This window comes from Methanomicrobium mobile BP, assembly GCF_000711215.1.
In the GTDB taxonomy this organism is placed as follows: Archaea; Halobacteriota; Methanomicrobia; order Methanomicrobiales; family Methanomicrobiaceae; genus Methanomicrobium; species Methanomicrobium mobile.
Map to the genome: position 1 here is coordinate 275,362 of NZ_JOMF01000006.1, position 23,042 is coordinate 298,403.

Below are 23,042 nucleotides of genomic sequence, written 5' to 3' on the forward strand. Positions count from 1 at the left end.
TTCGATAAATTTTCAATTTTTACCGCATTTATCGTTATTGTCGTTATTACCGTTTTTACCGTTATTGTCGTTATTGCCGTTTTTATCGCCATTATCTTTTTTATCGGTATTATCGGTATTCTCTTTATTGTCGTTTTTATCGAAACTCTTGTTCTTTTGAGCCTCAATCCATGAGGATATGAGTTCTTTAAGCTCGGAATCGCTCATATTGCTGTCGGCATAATAGTGAAGATAGAACTCGAGATCTTCGAGTGTGGGATGGATGACATTGTTCATGAGATCATCGGCGGAAGCACCTTTCTTTTTACTCGACCGCAATAACAGAAGTTCGTTCATGTGCCTGTCTTCGCCGAGCTCGAAGAGAATATCTTCCAGACGCCTCTTCAGAATGCCTTTTTTGCCGTCCTCATCCTGCATTTTGCATACCCCTGCTTGCATTATAGTTTGCGCCGCGATATTAAACCGTTTTTGATATTGCGGAGATCGCGGAGAGAGATGGGATAACTGAGATAGCTTACATGCGATATTTCGGCAAAAATTCGGTGAATATCTTTGAAAATTCGGAGAAATACCATGACGAATCTGTGAGAGATCGGTGAGGGATCGGTGAAAAAATTTTCACGATTAATGCGCGACTTACGCGACGAGTATATACGGACAAACAAAATACGTGAACAATCCGATAAAATTGTGAATAATATTTCCTAAAAACAGCTAAAGTGAAACAAACATTCCATAAATTATTAATTATTCATTCAAAAAATATGTCCTTAAACTTAAACTTTATTTAGTATTAAGATAACCTTATTTTGTGCGTGAGGATGCCTGTTTCAGGCTACAGTGAGATATCGGCGGACTTAAACAATTGAGTCGGATATGCCGAAATTCGTTAATCCACCCATGATCAATCCCCCCAAACCCCATCATTACTTAACGGATCACCTGACACACTGTAAATATATCCTGAAATCCTGTCCCACAGAGTATTTCCCCCCACCATATATACGGAAAAAATAATGTATCATCCCCCCACGTTATTTTTCCATGCTCAAAGGAAGGGGCATCCGCATGACACGGCTGAATAACAGCGTCTTTTTTTATTGAGAAGCTTTTTAATGCATATTTCAATGCATATTTCAAGGCATATTTGGCGACAGACTGTTTTACCAGCATACTTGTTAACACCGTTAACACAATTAACGCCGTTAACGCCATCTGCACCGGAATTTCCGTATTGTGCCGTAATTACCTTAATTAACGCCATCGGCGTCATTAAATCATTCACGTCATTCACGACATTTAAGACATTTTCCTGCGGGCAAATACCCCGACCGAATCATCCGTGATAAACCTGATATAACGTCTCCGAATCATCCCTTACCGACCGCGACTGGAAAAGATTTCAACGACAAGTTATTGAATATATAAAAACAAAGACTTTAAACATAGATTCGGCGCAGGGATTAACGCAAAAGCACGGGCAGGGCATCAGTCGGCAGTGCACCGGTAAAACTGCGCATAAACAGGAAGGAGTCTTTTAAACTAATGGCATTCTTTGACAAAATCATGGGGCAGGGGAGCAATAATCCGAATCCCTGGATAGATAAAGCCGCCGCACAGTTCGATGCGGGCAGATATGCCGACGCGGCAAGAACTTTGGAGAAAGCAATAGAGACCGACCCCGAGAACGCGGAACTGTGCTATAAGATGGGTATAGCACTCACTTACCTCGGAAACTACAACGACGCGGAAGGCTATACGCGCAGATTTACGAACGCATATCCCGACAACGTAAGCGGATGGCACTCTCTCGGCAATATACTTTATTCGCAGCGCAACTTTGCGGGCGCAAACGAGTGCTACGACAAGGTACTGAGTCAGGATCAGTCGCTTCTCGATGTATGGTACCGCAAAGCGGACTGCCTCGAGTATATCGGCGACTTCGCCGGCGCTGCCGACTGCTGCGAACGCATCCTGCAGAATGCGGAGTATCAGGACGCAAACATCCTCGAACGCATAGGAATGCTGTCCATAAGGACGGGTCAGCTCGAGAGGGCGGTCGACGCATTCGGAAAGGCACTCTCCATAGACGGCACAAATATCGGCGTCATGATTAAAACCGGAGAAGTCCTTGAAAGACTCGGAAAAACGGAAGAAGCCCTCAATTATTATGACAATGTCTTAAGATACAACCCGTCGGAGATTACCGCAATCTACCACAAGGCAAATCTCTGCGAGAGGCTGGGCAGATACGCCGAGGCAGCCGAGATATACAGAAACATCAACCTCGAGATCTCAATCGATGCCATCTCCGCATTCAACCGTGCGGCAGATCTCTACTGGAGCGGGGCATACGGGGAAGCCATATACGCACTTGAGATCGTCCTTAAGAGAAATCCCGGGGATTTTGCCGCGTGGAACATGATGGGCTCGGCTCTGCAGTTCATCGGCGAATACGAGCGTGCAACGGCATGCTATGACAATATTATCAGATATGCGCCGGACAATTCCGCGGCATGGTACCAGAGGGGAATGTGCCTTGCCAGACGCGGAATCTATAACGACGCTTTAAACAGCTTTTCTCACGTAATCAACGGACCCGCGGGCTCGTCGGTCAACTGGATAAACAACAATATCGACCTGAGTCTCTTCGAGAAACAGCAGACGGATGCGACCAAGAAGATGAACCTCGACGTTACCGAGATAAGGATGATTGAGGTTCAGGGAGATGCCCTCATGCATCTCGGCAACTTCGCCGACGCCTACTCCTGCTTCTCGAAGATTACCGAGAGCCACCCCGACAACATGAATGCGTGGCGTAACTGTGCGGATGCACTCTATAACCTCGGCGAATACGGCGGCGCCGTCGAGGCATACAATGTTCTTCTGAAACAATATCCCGAGGACACCCTTATTCTGGAGAAGAAGGGAATGGCACTCCTGCACCTCGGCAACGACGAGGAGGCAATCGAAATATTCAACGCCGTTCTGGAAAAAGACCCATCCAACATAATTGCGCTCCACAACAGGACGGACGCACAGCTTAAACACGGCAAGTTCGATGACGCGCTCGCAGGTCTTACCGCGATTACCGAGCATATCCCAAACGATCAGGCTTCGCTCTCGCTTAAAGCCCAGATTCTCCTCGACAGCGGCAGATACCCCGAAGCCCTTGAGGCGCTCGAGCCCATCATCTCGCAGGGCGGCAGCGATGTTAATGCATGGAGAAACTACATCACCATACTCGAGAAGAACGGCAATTACCCCGAGGCTGTCGCGGCTATCGAAAACCTTGAGAACGCCGGCATTGCGGACTCGTCCCTGCTCTGTCAGAAGGCAAAGTTACTCAATTACGCAGGTAATCTGAACGCCGCCGCCGACGCATACGCCGCCGCACTCCAGACCGATCCCGACCGCGAAGGGGTTGCCCTCGCACTTGCCGAGAATCTGAAGATACTCGGAAGATACAACGAAGCGGCAAAGGCCTACGAGCACCACGTGAGAGCCAACCGCGAGGACGGTCTTGCATGGAAGGAACTCGGTATCGCGATGATGAAGACGGGCGAGATCGAGAAGGCAAAGAAGAGCCTTCGCAAAGCAAGGGAACTCCTGCCGGATGACGGCGGAATCGCGCTTCTCAGAGCGGATATTCTCCTCAATGCCCGCGACTTCGACGAGGCCTGCACGGCTTACGAAGAGACACTCGAGATACTCCCCGACAGCGCCCCCGCTCTGAGAGGACATGCCCTTGCACTTGCCGGCGCCGGACGAAACAAGGAAGCCTCAACCGAGTTTGAGAAATATCTCGAGAAGGATGAGGACGACAACGAGATGCGCATTGCCTACGCCGCCGTCTGCGAAAAGCTCGGCGAGTTTGAGACCGCAATCGGTCAGTATGCCGCCGTCCTCGAGGAGAAGGACGATCTCGGTCTCTGGCTCAGACTGCTCGGCATCCTCAAGATGATGGGCAGATACGAGGACTGCGCCGAAGGCTGCGCGGATCTCATCGAGAAGAAACCCGAATGCGCCGAGGCATACCGCATTCTTGCCGAGGTAAAATACAGGCTCGGAAGGTTCAGGGAATCCACCGAGAATTACGAGAAAGCGCTCGAACTTGAGCCTGCGAACAAGTCCGGACGCCTTACCTATGCCGAGACGCTTCTTAAAGCCGGCAGATACAAGGAGGCACTTCAGAACTTCGGCATTGCACTCGACGGTTCGTCGGGCGAGGGCGACTGCGAGAGTTACTACCTCTGCGCCGTCGCACAGATGCATATGGGCGGCTACGAGAAGGCTGTCAAGTTCATCGGCAAAGCACTTGCCGACAACGAAGAGATTCCGGGTGCGCTTCTCATGCGTGCGAATGCCTACGAGCGCCTCGGTCAGTTCGAGGATGCACTTGAGGGATACGAGAACGCAATCCGCGCCAGCAGCAAAGACCCGGCACTCTGGAATGCACGCGGAATGCTTCTGTTAAACCTCGGTCGCTTCAATGACGCCGGTAAATCCTTTGAACGCGCCATCGATTACGGCGCCCAGGATACGGCATGCTGGTACGGTAAAGGCGTGGCACTCGACGAGATAGGCAAGTTCGACGCCGCCATCGAGGCATACGACCATGTTCTCTCGGAGCATCCGAACGATACGGCAATCCTCTACCGCAAGGGTATCTGCCTTACAAAACTCGGACGCTATCAGGAGGCTGCGGAATGCTTCAATAAAGCCTCCAAACGCGAGAAGAGAGAGAAGGACAGGGAAAAAGAAGAGAAAGAACTCTCCGACGACGAAGAGAGTTATCTGGAGTAACGGAGTTACGTCATAATGGAGAACGAATACCGCGGTGCACTTCTGGGTGCGGCAATCGGCGATGCGCTCGGCATGCCCAACGAGACCATGCCCGCGTCCAGATGCCGCCTCACCAAAGGATATGCAAAGGCGGCAAGAAACCACCCCAACAGTGCTCTTTCCGCCGGTTCGTATACGGACGATACGCAGATTACTCTCATGCTCTGCGAGCTTTTCGTGAGCGGCAACTACTCGGCAAAGAATTATGCCGCGGGTCTCAAAAGACTGCACCTCGATAACAGTCTCAGATTCCCCGACGGGACAATCATAAGTGCATGCCGCCACATGGTGAAGGATGCGGATAAACCGTCGGGATGCAACTCGACCACGACGGGATGTATCCCCGTGGCGCTCGCATTTGCCCTGACATCCGACGATATCGTCGAGGTGAGGGAAAAACTCATAGAAGCATGCTCGGTCACGCATACGAATCCGGCGGCACATGCCGCCGCGGTCTCGTTTGCCACCCTTATCCGCTCGGCGCTGAACGGCGATGACAAACCGCTCTACGAGGCGCAGAAGAATGCCTTCCTCGAGGACGAAAACCTCGGTCTGAAGACGGGGGATGCAATAAGCCTCGCGGACGAGGGAGCAAGCCTTGAAACCGCAATCTCAATCCTCGGCAATGACGTCAGTGTCTATCAGACATTGCCGCTTGCCTACTATCTCATAGAGAGGTTCGGCGAAGAGGACAATTTCCTCAACATCGCAACATCGGTCGGCGGAAATTCGGATACGATAGGGTTCATCTGCGGAGCGTGGCTCGGGGCGACCTACGGCGCATCGGGTCTGGATGACGATCTCCTGCTCGCTCTCGAGAACCGCGAGAGCATGACGACCCTTATTGACAGAATGTGGAGACGTTTCGGGCAGAAAGAGTAGATTTCGCCCGCGCTCAATAGGCAGTTCATAATTAAAAAGCATTAATTCACTTAAAAACTCTATACTATTTTATGGATATCGCAATTGTCGGAGCATCGGGATTCACGGGAGCAGACCTTGTGCGCCTTCTGCTTACGCATTCACAGGCGGAAGTGACCGCGGTCACGTCGCGAAAAGAAGAAGGAAAGAGTTTTACCTCAATCCATCCGAGTCTTACGGGATTTACGGATTTAAAGTTCACAAATCCCGATATCAGCAGATTGGATGCGGATTTTGCTTTTCTTGCCGTGCCTCACACTGCGGCAATGCCTTATGCGGAAGCACTCAGAGAACGCGGGATTAAATGCGTGGATCTGAGCGCAGACTACAGGCTCCCGAAGGACGTATACGAGGCGACCTACGGCGTCAAGCATACCGCATACTTCAAAGCGCCCTACGGTCTCTGCGAGATTCACCGCGACGAGATTAAGGGTGCGGACTTCGTCGCAAACCCGGGATGTTTCCCGACCGGCGCAACCCTTGCCGCCGCTCCTCTGGCAAAATTCGCCAATACAATAATTTACGACTCAAAGAGCGGGGTTACGGGCGCGGGAACGACGCCGACCGTGACAAACCAGTTTACGACGGTGAACGATAACTTCAATGCGTATAAGTGGACGAAACACCGCCATCTTGCCGAGATGAAGCAGGAAGCTGCATTTTTGGGCTCGAAGGCGTCATGTCACTTTACGCCGCACCTTCTCCCGATAAACCGCGGCATTCTCACGACCGCACATATTCTTCTCGACGAAGAACTGAGCCAGGAAGAGGTCGAGAAGCTCTACCGCGAGAGATATGAGAAGGAATACTTTATCCGCCTCCAGAATCCGAGCACCGCGGCGGTTCGCGGAAGCAACTTCTGCGACATAAAGGTGGAGTGCGACGGCAAAAGGGTCGTTGCCGTCTCGGCAATCGATAACCTTGTCAAAGGCGCAAGCGGACAGGCAATCCAGAACATGAATATCATGTGCGGATTTAAGGAGAACGACGGACTCAAAGTTGCGCCCTTAAACCCGTAACCCGTTTCAGGTGAGAGTATGCTGATAAAGGATGTCATGACCCCCAATCCCGTAACCGTGGCCTTCGATGCGCAGGTCAGAGATGTCGCAAGACTGCTCAAGAAGTATCGAATCGGCGGTCTGCCGGTCATGGACGGCGAGAGGATCATAGGCATCGTGACCGAGACCGACGTTCTTTCACTCCTCGATACCTCCGAATCAAGCGACGAGATCTGTCTTCCGTTGCCGCTCGACGCGATAGAGTTCTCGATAACGGAGAACGTAAACCTCGAGAAGACAAGAAAAACCCTCATCGATATAGGAAACACACCGGTTACGGACATTATGACCCAGGATGTCGTCATGATAGAGGATGGCGCATCAGTTCAGGAAGGTGCCAATATTATGTCGGTCGAAGACATTGCACGCCTTCCCGTAATCAGGGACGACAGGCTTGTGGGAATTGTCACGCGCCGCGACATTGTCCGCGGCATAGGGATGTCGGGCGCGAATTTCGACTGAAGAGTCGGGTCTCCACGATACGAATAATACAAACTGCAAAAACAAAAGCAAAAACAAAACGGCAAAACCGTTACAGACATATTTTGCGGAATAAGAAAAATGAAAATATTCAATAAAGCTGATGAGACGGAAACGGCTATCAACCGGAAAGCTGCACTGTATGCTTTCGGTTTTTTGGAGATTGCCGTTATCGGGTATTGTATTGCAAAGAAGATAACCACAGGAGAATTCCCCGAAACCATTTTTTTCATTGGAATAATGGGTTCATTGATATTTTTGGGAATCAAATTATATGAGACAAAACGGTTAGCCGATACGGTGGTACAATATGAAAAATAATATGAGAAATATATGTGCAGTTGAAGGCGTTTATGCGACAGGCATAAAAGAGGGCAAGTACGGTCTTGCTCTCATAAAGGCGAAGGGAACGGCGGCGGCGGTATTCACAAAGAACCGCCTCGTTGCCGCACCGGTCATTCTGATGAAGGAGAGGATGGAAAAAGGCGTCCTCGACGGCATTATCGTCAATTCTGGCAATGCCAATGTCTATACGGGAGAGCAGGGCATCAATGACGCAAAGCGGATGTGCGAGATAGCCGCCGAGGCTTTCGGCACCACACCCGATAAGGTCGGCGTTGCTTCTACGGGCGTTATCGGCAGGTTCATGAAACTCGATATCATCGAGGATCAGTGCAGCAGGATCAAGGGCGACCTGAAGCACGACGATGCCGCCGAAGAAAAAGCCATGCGTGCGATTATGACCACCGATACCGTCCCGAAGAGCGCGATTGCAAGGCGCAAAAATTTCACGGTCGCGGGCATATGCAAGGGCAGCGGCATGATTGCGCCGAATATGGGCACAATGCTCTCTTTTGTCTATACGGACGCGGAGATAAGCGCCGCCGACCTGAAGAGAGCGCTCATACCCGCAGTTAACAGGAGCTTCAACATGGTCGTCGTCGACGGCGATACCTCGACAAACGACTGCTGTTTCGTGACGGCAACCGGTCTTAAGGGTAAGTGCGATTACGACGAGTTTGCAGCCGCACTCGAAGAGGTCTGCATTTCGCTTGCAAAACAGATCGCCGCCGACGGAGAGGGCGCTTCAAAGATGATTGAAGTCCGCGTCACGGGCGCAAAGACCGAGGAGGACGCCGCCGTCGTTGCAAGGACGGTAATCGAGTCGCCGCTTGTCAAGACCGCAATCTACGGCGAAGACCCGAATTGGGGCAGGCTCATTGCCGCCGCGGGACGTGCCGGCGTGGAATTCGATCCCGATGCGGCTACGGTCTCCATCTCAAACGAGGGACGCGCCGATACGGTTGTTCTGGCAAGAAAGGGTGAGATTCTGGCGGACGACGTCATGCACCCCGACGCTCTTGCGGCTGCCAAGAAACTCATGGGCGGAAAGGTCGTCGTTGTCGATATCGACATCGCCTGCGGCGCTTTCGAGGCTACGGCATGGGGCTGCGATCTCACGGAAAAATATGTCGAGATAAACGGGAAGTATACAACATGAAGAAAAGAGCGGATATATTGATGGAAGCGCTGCCCTATATTCAGCGCTTTCACGGAAAGACGATAGTTGTCAAGGTCGGCGGTCATGCAATGGTCGACAAGGACATCTTAAAGACCGTAATTCAGGACATTGTTCTCCTTCACTATGTGGGCTTAAGAGTCGTGGTCGTCCACGGCGGCGGTCCGGAGATTACCGAGAAGATGATTGCGATGGGCAAAGAGCCCAAGTTCGTCGGCGGTCTGCGCGTCACGGATACGGATACGCTCGAGATTGCACAGATGGTGCTTGTCGGCAAGATTAACAGCAATATCGTCTCGCTTATCGCAAAGCAGGGCGCAAAGGCGATAGGTCTTGCGGGTAACGACGCAAATCTCCTTCACGCAAAGAAGACCGGAATTAAGAAGGTCATCGTCGACAACAAAGAAGAGGAGGTCGACCTGGGATTCGTCGGCGACGTTACCTCGGTCAACCCCGACATTCTCAACATTCTCCTCGATAACGGCTATATTCCGGTTATCTCCCCAATCGGCGTCGATTCGCGCTGCAGCGAGCTGAACATCAACGCTGATACGGCGGCGGGAGAGATCGCCATCGCTCTCAAGGCATACAAGTTCGTGAATCTCTCCGATATCGACGGTATCATGAACGGCGACAGGACCGAGACCTATCACCGCCTGACCGTCGCGGAGTCGCGCCGCCTCATAGAAGACGGGGTTATCGTCGGCGGAATGATTCCCAAGCTCGATGCCTGCTTGAAATGCATAGAAAGCGGCGTTGAATACGCACATATCGTCAACGGCAACAAAGACCACAATCTGCTGATTGAGCTGTTTACGGACGACGGTGTCGGCACCATGATAAAAAGAGACGATGCCGACATAAGCGGCGAATAATCGTATAAAATGAATTACCGAATTAATCTAAATCAACAGTAAAAACAGAAACACAGCGATTAATCGATGCGGAGTTAAGTATGGTGGGATTTTTCAATTCTGCGGCCAAGAAGGCTGACGGGTCTTTCTATCAGGATGTCTTCTTCAAAAGTCCCGCGGGGCTCTGCATCCTCACACATCCCGATTTTGAGATTAAACTCGTAAACGAGAGCTTTGCGAAGGTTTTCGGAAAGACAAAGCGGGATATCACCGGCAAACTCTTTGTATGCGTCTGGGAGAAATGCCCCGAGCGCGACGAATTCTTCACGACTCTGCGAAAGGAAGGCAGCGTAAACTGCATAGTCTGCGGCGACGTCATGTTCTCCGGCACCGTTATGGACGAGAACAACTACATCATAACCGCCGTAAGGATAAAATAGATTTTTTAATTGATTTTTTGAATTTGATTAATCCGATTTTTGATTAATTTTGAGGATGCAATAGATTTAATTTACTAATTTACTATCTATTCCCCGACGTTATCTCTTTTTGAGTTCCGTCTGTCTCTTCTCGTTCATCCTTATGAGAATCTCAAAGATCTCCTTTGTCATCTCGGGGTCGATTCCCGCCATCTTCGCCATCTCATAGGAGCGTTTCAGAACCTTCTCGCGCTGAACCGCATCCACAGGCGATCCGCCTTCTTCTCTCTTTGCGGCGGCAACCTTGTCGGCACATGCGAGTCTCTTCTTTATGAGTTTAATTATCTCGGTATCGATACCCAGAATTTCATTACGTACTTCAAGCAGTGTCATCTTTCCAAATTAAGATTTACTGCATAATAATATCTTCTTTGATTGCCGATTTCACGAGCGGGAATCAACAGTAATATGAGAGAAGAATTTCATATAATCTGTAATGATAAACGAAATCTTCTCGCGCATACCCAAATCCGAGAGAAATGACCTGATTATTGCATGGGTCGGCATTGCCATAGCATTTACTCTCGTATTCATCCGCGGCGGCGTAACGCCGACGGGCTTCATGATATTTTTCGTAATCTCGCTTCTCACGGTAGGCATGGGTTTTCTGCTCCATGAGCTTGCCCACAAGTTTACGGCAATAAAATTCGGCTACTGGGCGCAGTTTCGAAAGGACAATCAGATGCTTCTCGTCGCGGTTGCGCTCGCAGCCCTCGTTGGCGTGGTCTTTGCGGCACCCGGGGCCACCATGATATACGGACAGCAGGGAAGAGAGATGCAGAAGAGGGAGAACGGAATCATCTCGGTCGCTGGACCCGTTACCAACCTTCTGCTCTGCATTGTCTTCTTCGTGATTGTCGTAATCGGCACCATGATGGGCTACGGCACGGTTGCGGGCACGAATATGGTTACCTTCCTCATCTTCGAGATAGGTATCATAGGTCTGAGCGTAAACGCAATGATTGCCTTCTTCAATATGCTCCCCGTGAGTGTGCTCGACGGCAGAAAAATACTGAGTTGGAACCCGGCGGTCTTCGCGATAGTCATTGTCCTTGCATTCGTGATTCTTCTGGTTTCATACGACTACGGCGGCAGTCTTACGACGATTCTCAATGCCATAGTCAAATAAACAATCCGATAAACACCGCGGAAAAATCCGCGAATCACCTTTTTTATATTTTTTAAATTGTCGCCGTCGAAAGAAAAGCGGCACCTAAAAAGAGTATTTTGAGGATTTATACCCTGAATCTGTTGCCTTTGCCCTTTATTATGCCCATTACCTTCATCTCGCTCATGACTGCGGCAATGAACTCGCGGCTTAAATCAAACATGAATTCGTCCGTGCCCGAAGACAGATCAACGGATGCCGAGTTCATGACTTCGTAGATCTCGTCAACCGTAGTCTTTCCTCCGTTCTTTATGCAGGCGAGGATATTCTTTGCGATTATGGTCTTCGCGACTATATTCTCCTTCATCTTTGTATAGGATGCAGGGTCTATGTCGTAATCCGCGACCATTCTGTCGAGTTTGTCGAAGTTTGCCGAGATTGAATACTCTATGGGCGTCGTTACATGGTATTCGGCGCCGGAGACTACGTTGACTACGGTCTTAATGTTGTGTTCCCTGCGGTTCTTCTGCGAATTGCCGCCGAGGAAGAGGTCCGAAGGCATGGACATAATCAGGTCTTCGACGGGGATATCCTTCTTATGAAGTATTTTTTCGGCATCTTCGCCGTTATCGCCGTCTTTGCCCGCGAGATCCTCAATCATGCCGTTATCGTTGAGGACAAGCATGATTCGAAGCATTCGCGAGAAGAAATCGTCGTTCCCGTCCGATGCTGCGGCGCCGTCAGTCGGGGCATTCTCCGCCATGCCTTCTTTCTTCATTATCTCAAGGAAACGTTTTACGTCGGGGTCGTCGGAGATAACTGCGCAGTCGTCGCGGGCGGAAAGGAATTCTTTAAGATCGGCGATTACCGTATCGATATCCGCAATTATCGAGGAATACGTCTCGGAGACCTCCTCCGCGACTTCTCCGTTGCCGGCATCGTCCTTTGCGTCTTTAAGGACATCGGCGAAATACAGCTTTAAATCGCTTATCTTTGCCTTGCAGTGCGCCTCGTTTACGAGGGTGTTTATCTTCTTCATCTTTGCCCTGTAGCCTTGCGCAAACAGCTGCCTCATAAAATTCTCGGCATCGGACGGGTTATAAAAAACAAGGGTTTCTTCAAAGATCATATTGCTCAAACCGCCATTAATTATCATATAATTTGACATCGTAACTATAAAACCGACCGCTTTCAGTCGGCCTCATCGTTGCGGCACCTTCAATAATACGAAATTTACGGACAGATCCGCGCTAAAAAAAAGGATTAGTTAATTATTTTCATTAGATCTCTCGGATCGGATAAATACTCAGACATAGAATTTATCATCCTCATCATACTCTTTATTTACCTTTATGAGACCGTAATTTGCCATCTCTTCAAGGGCATCTTCAAGACAATAAAGACGTGTGAATGTTAACTTGTCCGTTTCCGGGAAATCCCGCACGTATCTCGAATCCAGACTCTCATTTATCTCTTCGGATGTTATCCCGCCTTCCGTTTCCAGTATATCAATTATGATATCTGCGAGATTTTTCTTCGCAATCAGATTCAGTTTAACCGAATTATAGGATACGGGGTCTATTTCACAGCCTTCAGTCATCCTTTCAAACGTTTTCTGGTCTTCAGTGAGTATAAATTTCAGGGGTATTTTTACTTCATAAACAGTATCGGATTCAACATCTGCCGTGGTTTTTATGTTATACGCCTTACGGTTTTTAGCGGATATTTGAGGTCCGATCATAACTTTACGCATACAGGCAGGTACCGGAACGGAAACAGTGAGATCATCTACGGAGTTATACCTCTTTCGCAGAATCGATTTATCCATGCCGTTTTCTTCGGGTAAAGTACCATACATATTGTTATTACCAAAAATTGAAACCAGATCCTCGAAATTTGACAGGAATTTTCTTTCGTTCTCCGGCAGATCTCTGCCCAGATAATCTTTTTTCTTCTTCACAATATCCCAGTAACGCTTATAATCGGGGTCATCGCCTAAAGAGGCACCGTCATCGCGGGAATCCAGATATTTATGAATCCTCCTGCGCAGATCCCCCAGATAATTGTTCATTATGTCATAACTCACGGATAAGTCGCGTGCAAACGGATTGTCTGCGTCGATTTCCTGTTTTTCATTCGTGAAAAACGCCGCCAAATCGCGAATTCTGCCGATTATCTCCTCATTGTATAATAAGGTGTGTCTCTCATAAACATCAGAATCATAGCCATACGCGATGAGTTGCCTTCTGAACTCCCGCGCATCTCCGTAGCTGTTAAATACCAAAGTTTCTTCAAAGAGCATGATATCCCTTGAATATCATATGATGTTCAAGACATAAACTTATTCAAGAGATCATATATAACCGCAGCAAGTTGTAGCACCGATTGCCAACTCTTTTCTAATTCCGTAACCAATAGTGAGATGATGCAGGACTCTCCGACCGCGATCACCAGAAAATTTTTGCAGGCTAACCTGCAGGTTCATCCGGATGTAGTCCTGACTGTGCTGGAATCGCAGGATCCGACTCTCATTGACGCAATCATAAAGAACGTTCCGAAGGATGCACTCGTGGTGCTCCCGAGGCATATCCCGGGATACGTAAACGAGAGATACGAGCCGCCGCTGCCGCATACGCCCGCCGAATCCGTGCAGGGAGAGAGCGCTGCGGGCGCAGACAGTCCCGCGGGAAGCGCGGATGAGACCGAAGCGGAGAGTCCCTACCCGAACGAGTTCTCGAGATTCGACCTGCCGGAAGATATAGAGATACTTGCCGGGTCTCCGTCCGAGCTCAACGGCGGCGCGGAATACACCGATTTTGCGTACTATTTCAGGAACAGATACACAAAACTTGCCAAAATACTGCGCGGACGCGGGGAATATATTCCCATATCCGCACTGACCCAGACCGTAAGATACAGAAAACAGCAGGTCTGTATCGTGGGAATGGTCTCGGAGGTCAGAAATACATCAAAGGGGCACAGAATCGCGGTTCTCGAAGACCCGACCGATACCGTAAACGTCCTCTTCATGAACCCGCAGCTGCAGGCGGCTTCTCCGAATCGCGACCCCGAACGCGACAGAATGCGACAGGAACTCTTCGCCGAGGCCGAACGGCTCATCCCCGACGAAGTCGTCATGATAAAGGGAACGCTCTCGGATGACGGAAACATCATCTACTCCGACACCATGTTCAGACCCGACATTCCCCCGATGAATGCGCCTTTTCGGAGTAAAGAACCGGCAAAAGCCGTTTTCATCTCGGATGTGCACGTCGGCAGCAATACCTTCCTTAAGGATGAATGGGAGAGATTCTCGGACTGGCTGGTTAACTGCGGCGCAAAATACCTGCTCATCGCCGGCGACGTCGTCGACGGCATTGGTATCTATCCGGATCAGGACAAAGAACTTACGATACCCAATATTTACAGGCAGTATGAGGTTTTCGCGGGTATGCTTCAGAAGCTGCCGCACGATATGCGCATCATAGTTTCGCCGGGCAACCACGACGCCATCCGCGGTTCCGAGCCGCAGCCGGCGCTGACCGAGATATTTACAAAGCATTTTCCGCCGAACGTGACCCTTGTCGAGAATCCCGCGCTTGTGAGCATCCACGGCGTGAGGGTGCTCATGTATCACGGCAGAAGTTACGACGACCTTATCGCGATGATTCCCGGCGCAAGCTACAACGAGCCGCAGAACATGATGGAGGAGATGCTAAAACGCCGCCTTCTCGCCTGCACATACGGCGAGAGAACCCCTATTTTCCCCGCAAAAGAGGACAAACTCGTAATAGACCCCATCCCCGAGATTCTGCATACGGGGCATGTGCATATTACCGGGTATAAGAAGTATCACGGCGTCACCTGCATAAACGCGGGAACTTGGCAGTCGCAGACATCCTTCCAGAAACAGATGAATATCAATCCGAATCCCGCACGTGCGTTCATGATTGATCTGAAGACGCTTTCATGCGAACTCTATGACTTCAGCGGAGAAAGCCCGACCCTTGTCAATTTATGAGCACTTATAAACACAATTTTCACGGTTATTTTTGCAAACAGATGTCGCATAGACTTCAAATTTTTTCGAAGTCAAAGATTTTGATATATACTTTGATGACGAAAATGTATGCAGTGAGAAAATGACGGACAAAAACACATTAAAGATAATTACACTTGCCTGCGCAGTTGTTGTCGTATTCGCGGTCGCAATTACCGTAGGCTGCATCGCAAACAACACGACAGGCAATGCGGGCAATGCCGGCACTGCGGACAACGCGGCTAACGCAGTAAACACGGGGAACACAGGAAACGCGGTCGGCACAGACGCCACAGTTGGTAAGGACAGCACGGGCAGCGTGTTAATCGGCACGGAATGGATCCTAGAATCTATTGCAAACGAAAGCGGTCTTCAGCCGGTCCCGAACGGAGTTACGGTCACGCTGAAGTTTGACGAAAAGAATCTCGGCGGCAACGGCGGGTGCAACGGATACGGCGCAACCTACACGACAGACGGCAATAAACTCTCGATAAATCAGGAGAGCTTCATCTCCACCCTTATGTATTGCGATGCATCAAGCCCCACCGAAGCGGCATACAAAACGGCACTGACCGAGGTCGCCTCCTATAAAATATCGGGAGACAAACTGGAACTCTCGGACGATAACGGCAAAGTGCTGCTCGTATTCACTAAGATGAACGCATAACGCAGGATATGGCACCGGCATAGCGGAAATGCGGTCCGCGGTGTCTGCGGGTGCACGCATGCGGCACACGGGATACGGGCGCGTCATGGCGGCGTGCGGCGCGGCAAAGCGTGTAAAGGTGCGGCGGAAATAACCTGCCGCCCATTTAAAAAGATACTCTTTTTACCACATAAGACAAAACTAATAGGCAAATTGTAACTTTGCCGGTTCACGAACTTTTATTAAAAGGCTGAATCCGGCAAAGGGATGGTTGAATGATTATGGATATGTTAATCTATCTCGCACCCGTATGTGCACTCGTCGGTCTTTTATTCGCGGCATACTCACTGAGATGTGTCAAAAAAGAAGACGAAGGCACTGAGGTCGTCAAAAAGATTACTGCGGCAATCCACGGCGGCGCCATGGTATACCTTAACAAACAGTACCGTGCAATCGCTGTCTTTGTCGTAGTACTTGCAATTGTTATTGCACTTGTTCTGCCAAACGGAGCTTTAACCGCCGGCTGTTTCATCCTCGGCGCTCTTCTCTCCGCAACGGCGGGATATATCGGAATGTTCACTGCAACAAATGCGAACGGACGCACGGCAACCGCCGCAATTCGCGGAATAGCCGCGGCATTCAAGGTCTCTTTCTCAAGCGGTCTTGTAATGGGTATGAGTGTCGTAGGTCTCGGACTTCTGGGTCTTTCAATCGCATTCATTGCCGTCTCGCAGGTTGTCGGCGTTGACAACTTCGCAACCACGATAAGCATCCTTACCGGATTCTCACTCGGTGCTTCCTCAATCGCACTCTTCGCACGTGTCGGCGGCGGTATCTTTACCAAAGCGGCAGATGTCGGTGCAGACCTTGTAGGTAAGGTCGAAGCCGGTATCCCCGAAGATGACCCGAGAAACCCCGCGGTTATCGCAGACAACGTCGGTGACAATGTCGGAGATATCGCAGGTATGGGTGCCGACCTCTATGAGTCATACGTCGGTTCAATCATCGCAACAATGCTTCTTGCGGCACTTACCGCAGCGGTCGCATTCCCCGGAATACCTGTTATCAACGCAGTTATCGTTCCGTTAACAATCGCAGCCGTAGGTATCATCGCCTCGGTAATCGGTTCATTCTTTGTCCGCACCAATAAGACGGAATCATCAGCCATCCATGCGGCATTCAACCGCGGTCTGATTATCGGACTTGTACTTGTTGTTATCGCATCATACTTCATTACCGGAAACCTTCTCGGATCATACGGTCTCGGAGCATTCGCGGCAACTGTCGCGGGTCTTGTTGCAGGTTTCCTGATCGGTCAGATTACGGAATACTACACATCCTACGAGAGAAAACCGACCCTTGCAATCGCAGAGTCCTGTACGACAGGTTCGGCAACCAACATCATCACCGGTTTTGCAAAGGGAATGGAATCGACCGTCTGGTCGGTATTAATCATCGGCGCTGCAATCTTCATCGCTTACCAGCTCTCGGGCTTATACGGTATCGCCATCGCGGCCGTCGGTATGCTTGCAACACTCGGTATCTCACTCGCAGTCGATGCATACGGCCCCGTTGCGGATAACGCCGGCGGTATCGCCGAGATGAGCCACCAGAAGAAAGAGGTCAGAGAGATCACCGATACACTCGATGCCGTCGGAAACACGACAGCGGCAATGGGTAAAGGATTTGCAATCGGTTCGGCGGCTCTTACCGCACTGGCACTCTTCTCGTCATACGGAATCGCGGTCGGACTGGACTTCATCGATGTAATGAACTCCAACGTATTCATCGGTCTCTTAATCGGTGCAATGCTTCCGTTCCTCTTCTCGTCCATGACAATGATGGCTGTAGGACGTGCGGCACACCAGATTGTTATCGAGGTCCGCAGACAGTTCAAAGAGATCAAAGGTCTCATGGAAGGAACTGCCGAGCCGGAATACGATACATGTATAGCAATCTCGACACACTCCGCACTTAAAGAAATGATTGCACCGGGTGTCCTTGCAATCGCGGCTCCGGTCATCATCGGTCTTGTACTCGGAAAGGGTGCACTCGGAGGACTTCTTGCGGGTTCGCTCGTCTCCGGTTTCATGCTTGCAATCACGATGGCTAACGCCGGCGGCGCATGGGACAATGCAAAGAAATACGTCGAACTCGGAAACTACGGCGGAAAAGGCTCGGATGCTCACAAGGCGGCAGTCACCGGAGATACTGTCGGTGATCCGTTCAAGGATACATCGGGACCTGCACTCAACATCCTCTTAAAGCTCATGAGCATTGTGGCTGTTGTATTTGCACCGCTCTTCCTCATCTAAATCAAAATTAAAATAACTTTTTTTAAACATTTAACGCGCTTTAAACACTTTTAGTGATTTTTAAAAGATAAACGGGAATACCTGTCAAAAAACAGAGATTATCGGGAGATATAGAAATATCTCGGAATATTTTGTAATATCTCGGAATATGCCGGAATCAATCAGACTTTCTTCTGCACGTCGTCCAGCTCGGTTCTGACATGCTGAGAGAGGGATATTTTTATCGATGTCTCGACATGCCTGTTCAGCTCTTCAAGACCCAGACAGGTCTTGTCGATGGCGCCGCTCAATTCATTGAACTCTTCCGACATTGCACTCATCTTTCTCTCCATAATATAGACCAGATAGAGCAGAAAAAGAATGACAACGCCGAACAGAACAATTGTGTAATACTGAATAAGATCTTCAACCATTTTATGCCTCCAAATGCCAATCAAATCATTAAATTGTCAAATTGCCAAATTATCAAATTAATCATCGAATTATCAATCATCAAATTATCAATCATCAAATTATCATATCATCAAATTATCAATCATCAAATTATCATATCATTAAATCATCATATAATCAAAGAAATGGAATTTATCGCAGGTTTTCGGGTTTTCTCAGTGTTTTCGTCACATGCCCGATCACATGCGGTCAACCGGATTTCTCACCGGATTTTTCACGGGATTTTTCGCAGGATTTTCTGAGTTCGTTGATGAAATGACTTATCTGCACGCTGTCGTTTATCTTCTTGTCCGCCAGCCTCTCAAGCATATTCTGACGGAGTTTCAGATTGTACTCAAGCTCTTCGTCATTCCATCCGTGCGTATATGCAATATCGCTCAACACTTTGGACTTTGCGGAAGTCCTCACAAACTTATCGTTGATATGATCCCATCTGAAGAGTTCGTTCCATCTGATATCGCCGTCGTTTACAATCATCTCGTTGATTGAAAGACAGCGCCTGAAACCGTGCCCCTCCTCAAACTGAAGACCCTGAATAAGCATCAGATCGAGAGCGCCGAACATGACACGCGGGACATTGATTGGTTCATGCGTCAGCCTGTTTACCGCTTCGCTCACGCCGCCGGCGTGAAGCGTGGAATAGGTGGTATGTCCCGTATTCATCGCCTGAAACAGTGTCTGTGCCTCACTGCCCCTGACTTCTCCGACGATGATATATTCGGGACGCTGTCGCAGTGCGGCTTTAAGCAGGGTAAACATATCGACATCGCTCTTTGTCTGGGAGATACCCGTCTCGCGTGTCCGCATCGCAAGCCAGTTTCTGTGCGGAAGCTGAATCTCCCTTGTATCCTCGATGGATACGATCTTGGCAATCTGCGGGATGAAGAACGAAGCGGCATTCATCGTCGAGGTCTTTCCGGACGCGGTTCCGCCTACGACGATCATGCTCTTGCCGTTCTCCACAGCAAGCCAGATAAATGCCATAAGTTCGGCGCTGTATGTCCCAATCGAGATGAGATCGACGGGGGTCATGGGATCGCTCTTGAATTTGCGTATGGTAAACGAACTTCCCTTCGATGAAACGATATCGCTGTAAGTTATCTGTGCACGTGCGCCCGTCGGAAGCGCCGCGTCGATAAGCGGCGTTGTCAGCGAGAGCTGTTTATCCGCCTTCTGTGCGAGCTTTAAGACGTATTTATTGAGTTCCAGATCGTCGAAGATGAGATTTGTCTCAAGATTCGAATATTTGCGGTGGAATATGAAAAGCGGGACGCCGGCGCCGTTGCAGGTAATATCCTCGATATTCTCGTCGTTCATGAGCGGATCTAGCTTGCTGTATCCGAGGAAATTTCTCTGCAGATAATACAGAAGAATTTCGACGCGCTCATCCGGTATCTCGGGATAAAAAGAGCGTACGGCGCGGCGTGCAAACCTTAAATCCAGCGTCATCTCGTCTTTCATCTTCGGCGAATCGTAGACGAGAACCGAACGGAGATATTCGTAGGTCTCCTCGAGAACGATAAGCTCTTTCTCGTCGATCTTCGGCTCGACAATCATGTACGTGAGGTCGTGCTCCCAGTTCAGGACTATCTTCGCATACGAAAAAGGAGCTTTCAGCCAGTATCGGTCTACCACCCATTCTTTCTCTTCGGGTAGCAGATCGGGAAGCGGCACGGTCTTTAAGTCATCGTACTCTTTGAGTATCTCCTCAATGGTTCGGTCGGGCTTTTCCTTTGAAGTGAATCCGAATTTCGAGAGCAAAGACTCCCCCGAAGTCTCGTCCTCCTTCTTCGAATCGGAAGAAACCGGCACATCGCCGGAATCCTTACTGCCCGCGGACGCTTTCCTCCACGGGAGCAGCAGCCCTTTTTTGCCCTGCCGCCCCACTTTTTTTACATTGATCTCGAGATCGCCGAGTGCCGATTTTTTCTTGAGTAGGGATTTCGGCAATGTCAACTGTGGTTTCTTCATAAGAATCGTTTCATTTTTACGCGGTTAAATGCTGAATAACGAGATCACAATACCCGGACTGCCGTCCGCGAATACCGCAGGGTACGTCCAGCAGGAATAGCTGTGCCTGTTTACCGTGACGATCTCGCAGTCATTGTGTTTTGATATTTTTCCTTCCAGTGCAAGATTATATTCGGTCATGTCGGCAACTTTCTCAAGGATTGGGACGCCGGATTCTTCCACGGTTTTTCCGGCAATATCTTCGTCGGGTTTCAGAAACTGTTCGGCAAATTTTGTGCTTACATTGAATATTATGCCCTCATTGGAGACCAGAACATACGGCATCGGCATTGTCGAGAGCCATATCGGGGTTATCGGAATGCGGTTTGAGAGATGATAGACCTGAGCGGGACCTACGACATGCATCTCCGCCTGACCGAGAGTGCACAGTATCGAAAGATATTTTGCGACAGTATTCCTGTTAATAGCGGTCTTTCTGGATAGATCTGCAATTGACAGCCCGTAATTGCTGCCGCGAAGCGCATTCATGAGTCTTGCCGTTATTTCATCCTGTACATCCATCGCAATCATTTAACACCTTCGGGCGACGCTTCACGCGATAAAAAATTCACGTAAATACCGCTGCTTTTGATTTATACGGAATTGCATAGATCCGCATGTTATTTTGCCAATCTATATATGTAGTTCGGGCAGATATATTAATATTATGTTGTTATAAGTAAAATTTTCTTTACTTTTTGGTATTACACTGTTTTAATCCCGCATACACCCCGTTTTACCGGGGTAACGCGGACAAAAAATAAAATTTGAGTATGAATTGGAAATGTTTGTGTTTGTATTGCTTACTTTTTTTCAGATGAAATCAGTCTCTTTCAGATAGCCTTCGCAGTACACTGTTCCCCCCGTGTCCGAGAGAATATAGTGCCCGTCGCCGTTGGCATACACGGCACCGCTCTGCCAGGCAGTTGCGCCGTTACCGTATCTGCGATACATACCGAAGCCGAGCGTATCAGGCTTATTGGGGTCGGTAGGATTATTAGGAGTATATAAGGCGGTTTGCGCAAGCTGATGATAACACATGAATATGATGAATTTATCGCCTGCCGTAAGTATGGTATCCTTGCTCATTCCCGAACCGTCGGGATTGAGATTAGTGTATTTCTTCATGACACTTGAGTAAAAATCTACAGGATCGCTTGCCAAAACTCCCTTCCCGGGGTTATTGATCATACGTTTAAGCTGACCATTATTTGAACCCTCTCCGCCGACATAGTACTTGCCCCAGAGAGGATCATTGTATGTCAGATAAGCTTCACCGCCGCCGTAATCACTGCTCGAAATATAGAATTTCATATTTTCAAGGTTGACCGTTCCGCCCTCTACATCGAAGAGCAGACCGACGAATCCGTCATCAAGAACCGGATCCGTTCCGCCACCGGCTATTCCGTGGAAAGTTATCTTGCCCGGAAGATCGGCTTTTTTATCGCTCATAATACCGGTTGAAAATCCCGAGACGACGGCGGCGATAACAATTGTGACGACAAGCATGAGCATGACTCCCACCACGGGAGACACGGCTTCCGTCATACCGAAATTTATGCAGGTCGTTTTAACTTCTGCTTTGCCTACCATTTTGCCACCACATCCTTATCGTAGATTACCGAGTGACTGGGTTTGTGAATTACAGTGATGTGAACGGTTGAGCCTTCACCGAATCCGTATTGCGGATCGTAGATATCAAATCCGAAGAACTGATCGGGTTCGCCAAATTTGTAGACACAGTTTGTCTCAAAGTTGCAGAGACCGAAATACTGCGAATTCTGAAAACCTGACGAAGGAGGGAATAAAGAATCGGTATAACCTGTCGTCTGAGTGACAAACGGATAACCCTCAATGGTTTTATCGACTCTGGCTTTACTATTGTCAGTTATGCGTGAATTAACGCCGAGTGATATAGTTTCAAACGGAATGATGGAACCGTCCATGATGTGCCTGATTACCTTTCCGCCGTCTGCAAGATCATTACCTCTGAATTTTTCCGGAACGGTATATTCGGTAATAATCTGGAGATCTCCACTCGGAATCATGTCACCCGCAAGAACACGAAGTTCTACGGGATAACCTGTATATTTGGTTGAAAAACCGGAAGCATCAATATCAAACTGATATGCCGCCGACGGGGCTTTCTGCGCGGTATCGCCGAGACCTGCCGCAAAACCGCTTACGACAGCAGCAACAATGATGGTGACAACCAGCATCAGCATGACTCCCACCACGGGAGAGACTCCGCCGTCATCCAAAGAGGGGTGATATCCGGAGATTTTTGTTCTGATTTCTCTGTACATTGCAATCTC

22 protein-coding genes are annotated in these 23,042 nt (G+C 49.3%); 12 read left to right on the forward strand and 10 right to left on the reverse strand.

The genetic code is table 11. The features are described from left to right. Nucleotides 1-12 precede the first annotated feature (12 nt). Together T502_RS09035 and T502_RS05395 are read right to left on the reverse strand one after the other, a co-directional pair. Nucleotides 13-417, reverse strand: coding sequence for a hypothetical protein (locus tag T502_RS09035; RefSeq protein WP_211248147.1), 405 nt, complete (start codon nucleotides 415-417; stop codon nucleotides 13-15). Nucleotides 418-930: 513 nt separating this feature from the next. Further along, nucleotides 931-1,173: a hypothetical protein gene (locus T502_RS05395; RefSeq protein WP_157197474.1), complete on the reverse strand. Its 243-nt coding sequence runs from the start codon at nucleotides 1,171-1,173 to the stop codon at nucleotides 931-933. A gap of 372 nt (nucleotides 1,174-1,545) precedes the next feature. Here T502_RS05395 and T502_RS05400 point away from each other — a divergent pair, with 372 nt between their 5' ends. From T502_RS05400 to T502_RS05435, 8 genes are all read left to right on the forward strand, one after another. Next, nucleotides 1,546-4,806: a tetratricopeptide repeat protein gene (locus T502_RS05400; protein WP_052359183.1), complete on the forward strand. Its 3,261-nt coding sequence runs from the start codon at nucleotides 1,546-1,548 to the stop codon at nucleotides 4,804-4,806. Between the two features lie 15 nt (nucleotides 4,807-4,821). Beyond that, nucleotides 4,822-5,727, forward strand: coding sequence for an ADP-ribosylglycohydrolase family protein (locus tag T502_RS05405; protein WP_042706111.1), 906 nt, complete (start codon nucleotides 4,822-4,824; stop codon nucleotides 5,725-5,727). Between the two features lie 71 nt (nucleotides 5,728-5,798). Further along, the gene (argC, locus tag T502_RS05410; RefSeq protein ID WP_042706112.1) at nucleotides 5,799-6,785 is read left to right on the forward strand and encodes an N-acetyl-gamma-glutamyl-phosphate reductase; all 987 of its coding nucleotides are present in this window, start codon (nucleotides 5,799-5,801) and stop codon (nucleotides 6,783-6,785) included. Between the two features lie 18 nt (nucleotides 6,786-6,803). After that, nucleotides 6,804-7,286, forward strand: coding sequence for a CBS domain-containing protein (locus T502_RS05415; protein ID WP_042706113.1), 483 nt, complete (start codon nucleotides 6,804-6,806; stop codon nucleotides 7,284-7,286). A gap of 99 nt (nucleotides 7,287-7,385) precedes the next feature. After that, nucleotides 7,386-7,625 (forward strand): hypothetical protein, encoded by a 240-nt coding sequence (locus T502_RS05420; protein ID WP_042706114.1) that lies wholly within the window; start codon nucleotides 7,386-7,388, stop codon nucleotides 7,623-7,625. A 1-nt stretch (nucleotide 7,626) separates the two neighbouring features. Then, nucleotides 7,627-8,805, forward strand: a complete 1,179-nt coding sequence (gene argJ / locus T502_RS05425) for a bifunctional ornithine acetyltransferase/N-acetylglutamate synthase (RefSeq protein WP_042706206.1) — start codon at nucleotides 7,627-7,629, stop codon at nucleotides 8,803-8,805. Then, nucleotides 8,802-9,698 carry an acetylglutamate kinase gene (argB, locus tag T502_RS05430; RefSeq protein ID WP_042706115.1) on the forward strand — a complete coding sequence of 299 codons (897 nt, stop codon included), beginning with the start codon at nucleotides 8,802-8,804 and terminating at the stop codon, nucleotides 9,696-9,698. Before argJ ends, argB begins: the two co-directional genes overlap by 4 nt. 80 nt (nucleotides 9,699-9,778) lie before the next feature. After that, nucleotides 9,779-10,117 carry a PAS domain-containing protein gene (locus T502_RS05435; RefSeq protein WP_042706116.1) on the forward strand — a complete coding sequence of 113 codons (339 nt, stop codon included), beginning with the start codon at nucleotides 9,779-9,781 and terminating at the stop codon, nucleotides 10,115-10,117. A gap of 99 nt (nucleotides 10,118-10,216) precedes the next feature. On the opposite strand, the gene T502_RS05440 is transcribed toward T502_RS05435, so the two are convergent. Further along, nucleotides 10,217-10,489 carry a chorismate mutase gene (locus T502_RS05440; protein ID WP_042706117.1) on the reverse strand — a complete coding sequence of 91 codons (273 nt, stop codon included), beginning with the start codon at nucleotides 10,487-10,489 and terminating at the stop codon, nucleotides 10,217-10,219. 103 nt (nucleotides 10,490-10,592) lie between these two features. On the opposite strand from T502_RS05440, the gene T502_RS05445 reads away from it, so the two are divergent. Further along, nucleotides 10,593-11,285: a peptidase M50 gene (locus T502_RS05445; protein WP_042706118.1), complete on the forward strand. Its 693-nt coding sequence runs from the start codon at nucleotides 10,593-10,595 to the stop codon at nucleotides 11,283-11,285. 106 nt (nucleotides 11,286-11,391) lie between these two features. Here T502_RS05445 and T502_RS05450 read toward each other — a convergent pair whose 3' ends face one another. Both T502_RS05450 and T502_RS05455 read right to left on the reverse strand, forming a co-directional pair. Then, a complete protein-coding gene (locus tag T502_RS05450; RefSeq protein ID WP_157197475.1) occupies nucleotides 11,392-12,393 on the reverse strand; it encodes a hypothetical protein in 1,002 nt (333 codons plus the stop codon). Between the two features lie 177 nt (nucleotides 12,394-12,570). Further along, a complete protein-coding gene (locus T502_RS05455) occupies nucleotides 12,571-13,566 on the reverse strand; it encodes a hypothetical protein (protein ID WP_169736982.1) in 996 nt (331 codons plus the stop codon). A gap of 123 nt (nucleotides 13,567-13,689) precedes the next feature. Here T502_RS05455 and T502_RS05460 point away from each other — a divergent pair, with 123 nt between their 5' ends. From T502_RS05460 to T502_RS05470, 3 genes are all read left to right on the forward strand, one after another. Continuing rightward, nucleotides 13,690-15,285: a DNA-directed DNA polymerase II small subunit gene (locus T502_RS05460; protein WP_084173077.1), complete on the forward strand. Its 1,596-nt coding sequence runs from the start codon at nucleotides 13,690-13,692 to the stop codon at nucleotides 15,283-15,285. 121 nt (nucleotides 15,286-15,406) lie between these two features. Next, nucleotides 15,407-15,970, forward strand: a complete 564-nt coding sequence (locus T502_RS05465) for an META domain-containing protein (RefSeq protein WP_042706124.1) — start codon at nucleotides 15,407-15,409, stop codon at nucleotides 15,968-15,970. Between the two features lie 260 nt (nucleotides 15,971-16,230). Continuing rightward, on the forward strand, nucleotides 16,231-18,264 hold the full coding sequence (locus T502_RS05470; RefSeq protein ID WP_042706207.1) for a sodium-translocating pyrophosphatase: 2,034 nt from the start codon (nucleotides 16,231-16,233) through the stop codon (nucleotides 18,262-18,264). Nucleotides 18,265-18,425: 161 nt separating this feature from the next. Here the strand turns inward: T502_RS05470 and T502_RS05475 are convergent, their stop codons facing one another. From T502_RS05475 to T502_RS05495, 5 genes are all read right to left on the reverse strand, one after another. Further along, the gene (locus tag T502_RS05475; RefSeq protein WP_052359184.1) at nucleotides 18,426-18,677 is read right to left on the reverse strand and encodes a hypothetical protein; all 252 of its coding nucleotides are present in this window, start codon (nucleotides 18,675-18,677) and stop codon (nucleotides 18,426-18,428) included. 229 nt (nucleotides 18,678-18,906) lie between these two features. Then, entirely contained in the window at nucleotides 18,907-20,667 is a 1,761-nt protein-coding gene (locus tag T502_RS05480) for a type II/IV secretion system ATPase subunit (protein WP_245597768.1), read from the reverse strand. A gap of 45 nt (nucleotides 20,668-20,712) precedes the next feature. Beyond that, on the reverse strand, nucleotides 20,713-21,249 hold the full coding sequence (locus T502_RS05485; RefSeq protein ID WP_169736983.1) for a hypothetical protein: 537 nt from the start codon (nucleotides 21,247-21,249) through the stop codon (nucleotides 20,713-20,715). Between the two features lie 291 nt (nucleotides 21,250-21,540). Further along, the gene (locus T502_RS09115) at nucleotides 21,541-22,320 is read right to left on the reverse strand and encodes a type IV pilin (protein WP_052359185.1); all 780 of its coding nucleotides are present in this window, start codon (nucleotides 22,318-22,320) and stop codon (nucleotides 21,541-21,543) included. After that, nucleotides 22,314-23,033 carry a type IV pilin gene (locus tag T502_RS05495; protein WP_042706126.1) on the reverse strand — a complete coding sequence of 240 codons (720 nt, stop codon included), beginning with the start codon at nucleotides 23,031-23,033 and terminating at the stop codon, nucleotides 22,314-22,316. The genes T502_RS09115 and T502_RS05495 overlap by 7 nt, the downstream gene beginning before the upstream one ends. Nucleotides 23,034-23,042 lie beyond the last annotated feature (9 nt).

Bases quoted from the DNA above. Each gene is read 5' to 3' on its own strand.
- argB (WP_042706115.1), top strand. From the start codon at position 8,802: ATGAAGAAAAGAGCGGATATATTGATGGAAGCGCTGCCCTATATTCAG.
- T502_RS09035 (WP_211248147.1), bottom strand. From the start codon at position 417: ATGCAGGATGAGGACGGCAAAAAAGGCATTCTGAAGAGGCGTCTGGAA.
- T502_RS05470 (WP_042706207.1), top strand. From the start codon at position 16,231: ATGGATATGTTAATCTATCTCGCACCCGTATGTGCACTCGTCGGTCTT.
- T502_RS05440 (WP_042706117.1), bottom strand. From the start codon at position 10,489: ATGACACTGCTTGAAGTACGTAATGAAATTCTGGGTATCGATACCGAG.
- T502_RS05445 (WP_042706118.1), top strand. From the start codon at position 10,593: ATGATAAACGAAATCTTCTCGCGCATACCCAAATCCGAGAGAAATGAC.
- T502_RS09115 (WP_052359185.1), bottom strand. From the start codon at position 22,320: ATGGTAGGCAAAGCAGAAGTTAAAACGACCTGCATAAATTTCGGTATG.
- T502_RS05400 (WP_052359183.1), top strand. From the start codon at position 1,546: ATGGCATTCTTTGACAAAATCATGGGGCAGGGGAGCAATAATCCGAAT.
- T502_RS05395 (WP_157197474.1), bottom strand. From the start codon at position 1,173: ATGCTGGTAAAACAGTCTGTCGCCAAATATGCCTTGAAATATGCATTG.
- T502_RS05495 (WP_042706126.1), bottom strand. From the start codon at position 23,033: ATGTACAGAGAAATCAGAACAAAAATCTCCGGATATCACCCCTCTTTG.
- T502_RS05435 (WP_042706116.1), top strand. From the start codon at position 9,779: ATGGTGGGATTTTTCAATTCTGCGGCCAAGAAGGCTGACGGGTCTTTC.
- T502_RS05405 (WP_042706111.1), top strand. From the start codon at position 4,822: ATGGAGAACGAATACCGCGGTGCACTTCTGGGTGCGGCAATCGGCGAT.
- argC (WP_042706112.1), top strand. From the start codon at position 5,799: ATGGATATCGCAATTGTCGGAGCATCGGGATTCACGGGAGCAGACCTT.
- T502_RS05450 (WP_157197475.1), bottom strand. From the start codon at position 12,393: ATGATCTTTGAAGAAACCCTTGTTTTTTATAACCCGTCCGATGCCGAG.
- T502_RS05415 (WP_042706113.1), top strand. From the start codon at position 6,804: ATGCTGATAAAGGATGTCATGACCCCCAATCCCGTAACCGTGGCCTTC.
- T502_RS05475 (WP_052359184.1), bottom strand. From the start codon at position 18,677: ATGGTTGAAGATCTTATTCAGTATTACACAATTGTTCTGTTCGGCGTT.
- T502_RS05460 (WP_084173077.1), top strand. From the start codon at position 13,690: ATGCAGGACTCTCCGACCGCGATCACCAGAAAATTTTTGCAGGCTAAC.
- T502_RS05455 (WP_169736982.1), bottom strand. From the start codon at position 13,566: ATGCTCTTTGAAGAAACTTTGGTATTTAACAGCTACGGAGATGCGCGG.
- T502_RS05420 (WP_042706114.1), top strand. From the start codon at position 7,386: ATGAAAATATTCAATAAAGCTGATGAGACGGAAACGGCTATCAACCGG.
- T502_RS05485 (WP_169736983.1), bottom strand. From the start codon at position 21,249: ATGGATGTACAGGATGAAATAACGGCAAGACTCATGAATGCGCTTCGC.
- argJ (WP_042706206.1), top strand. From the start codon at position 7,627: ATGAGAAATATATGTGCAGTTGAAGGCGTTTATGCGACAGGCATAAAA.
- T502_RS05465 (WP_042706124.1), top strand. From the start codon at position 15,407: ATGACGGACAAAAACACATTAAAGATAATTACACTTGCCTGCGCAGTT.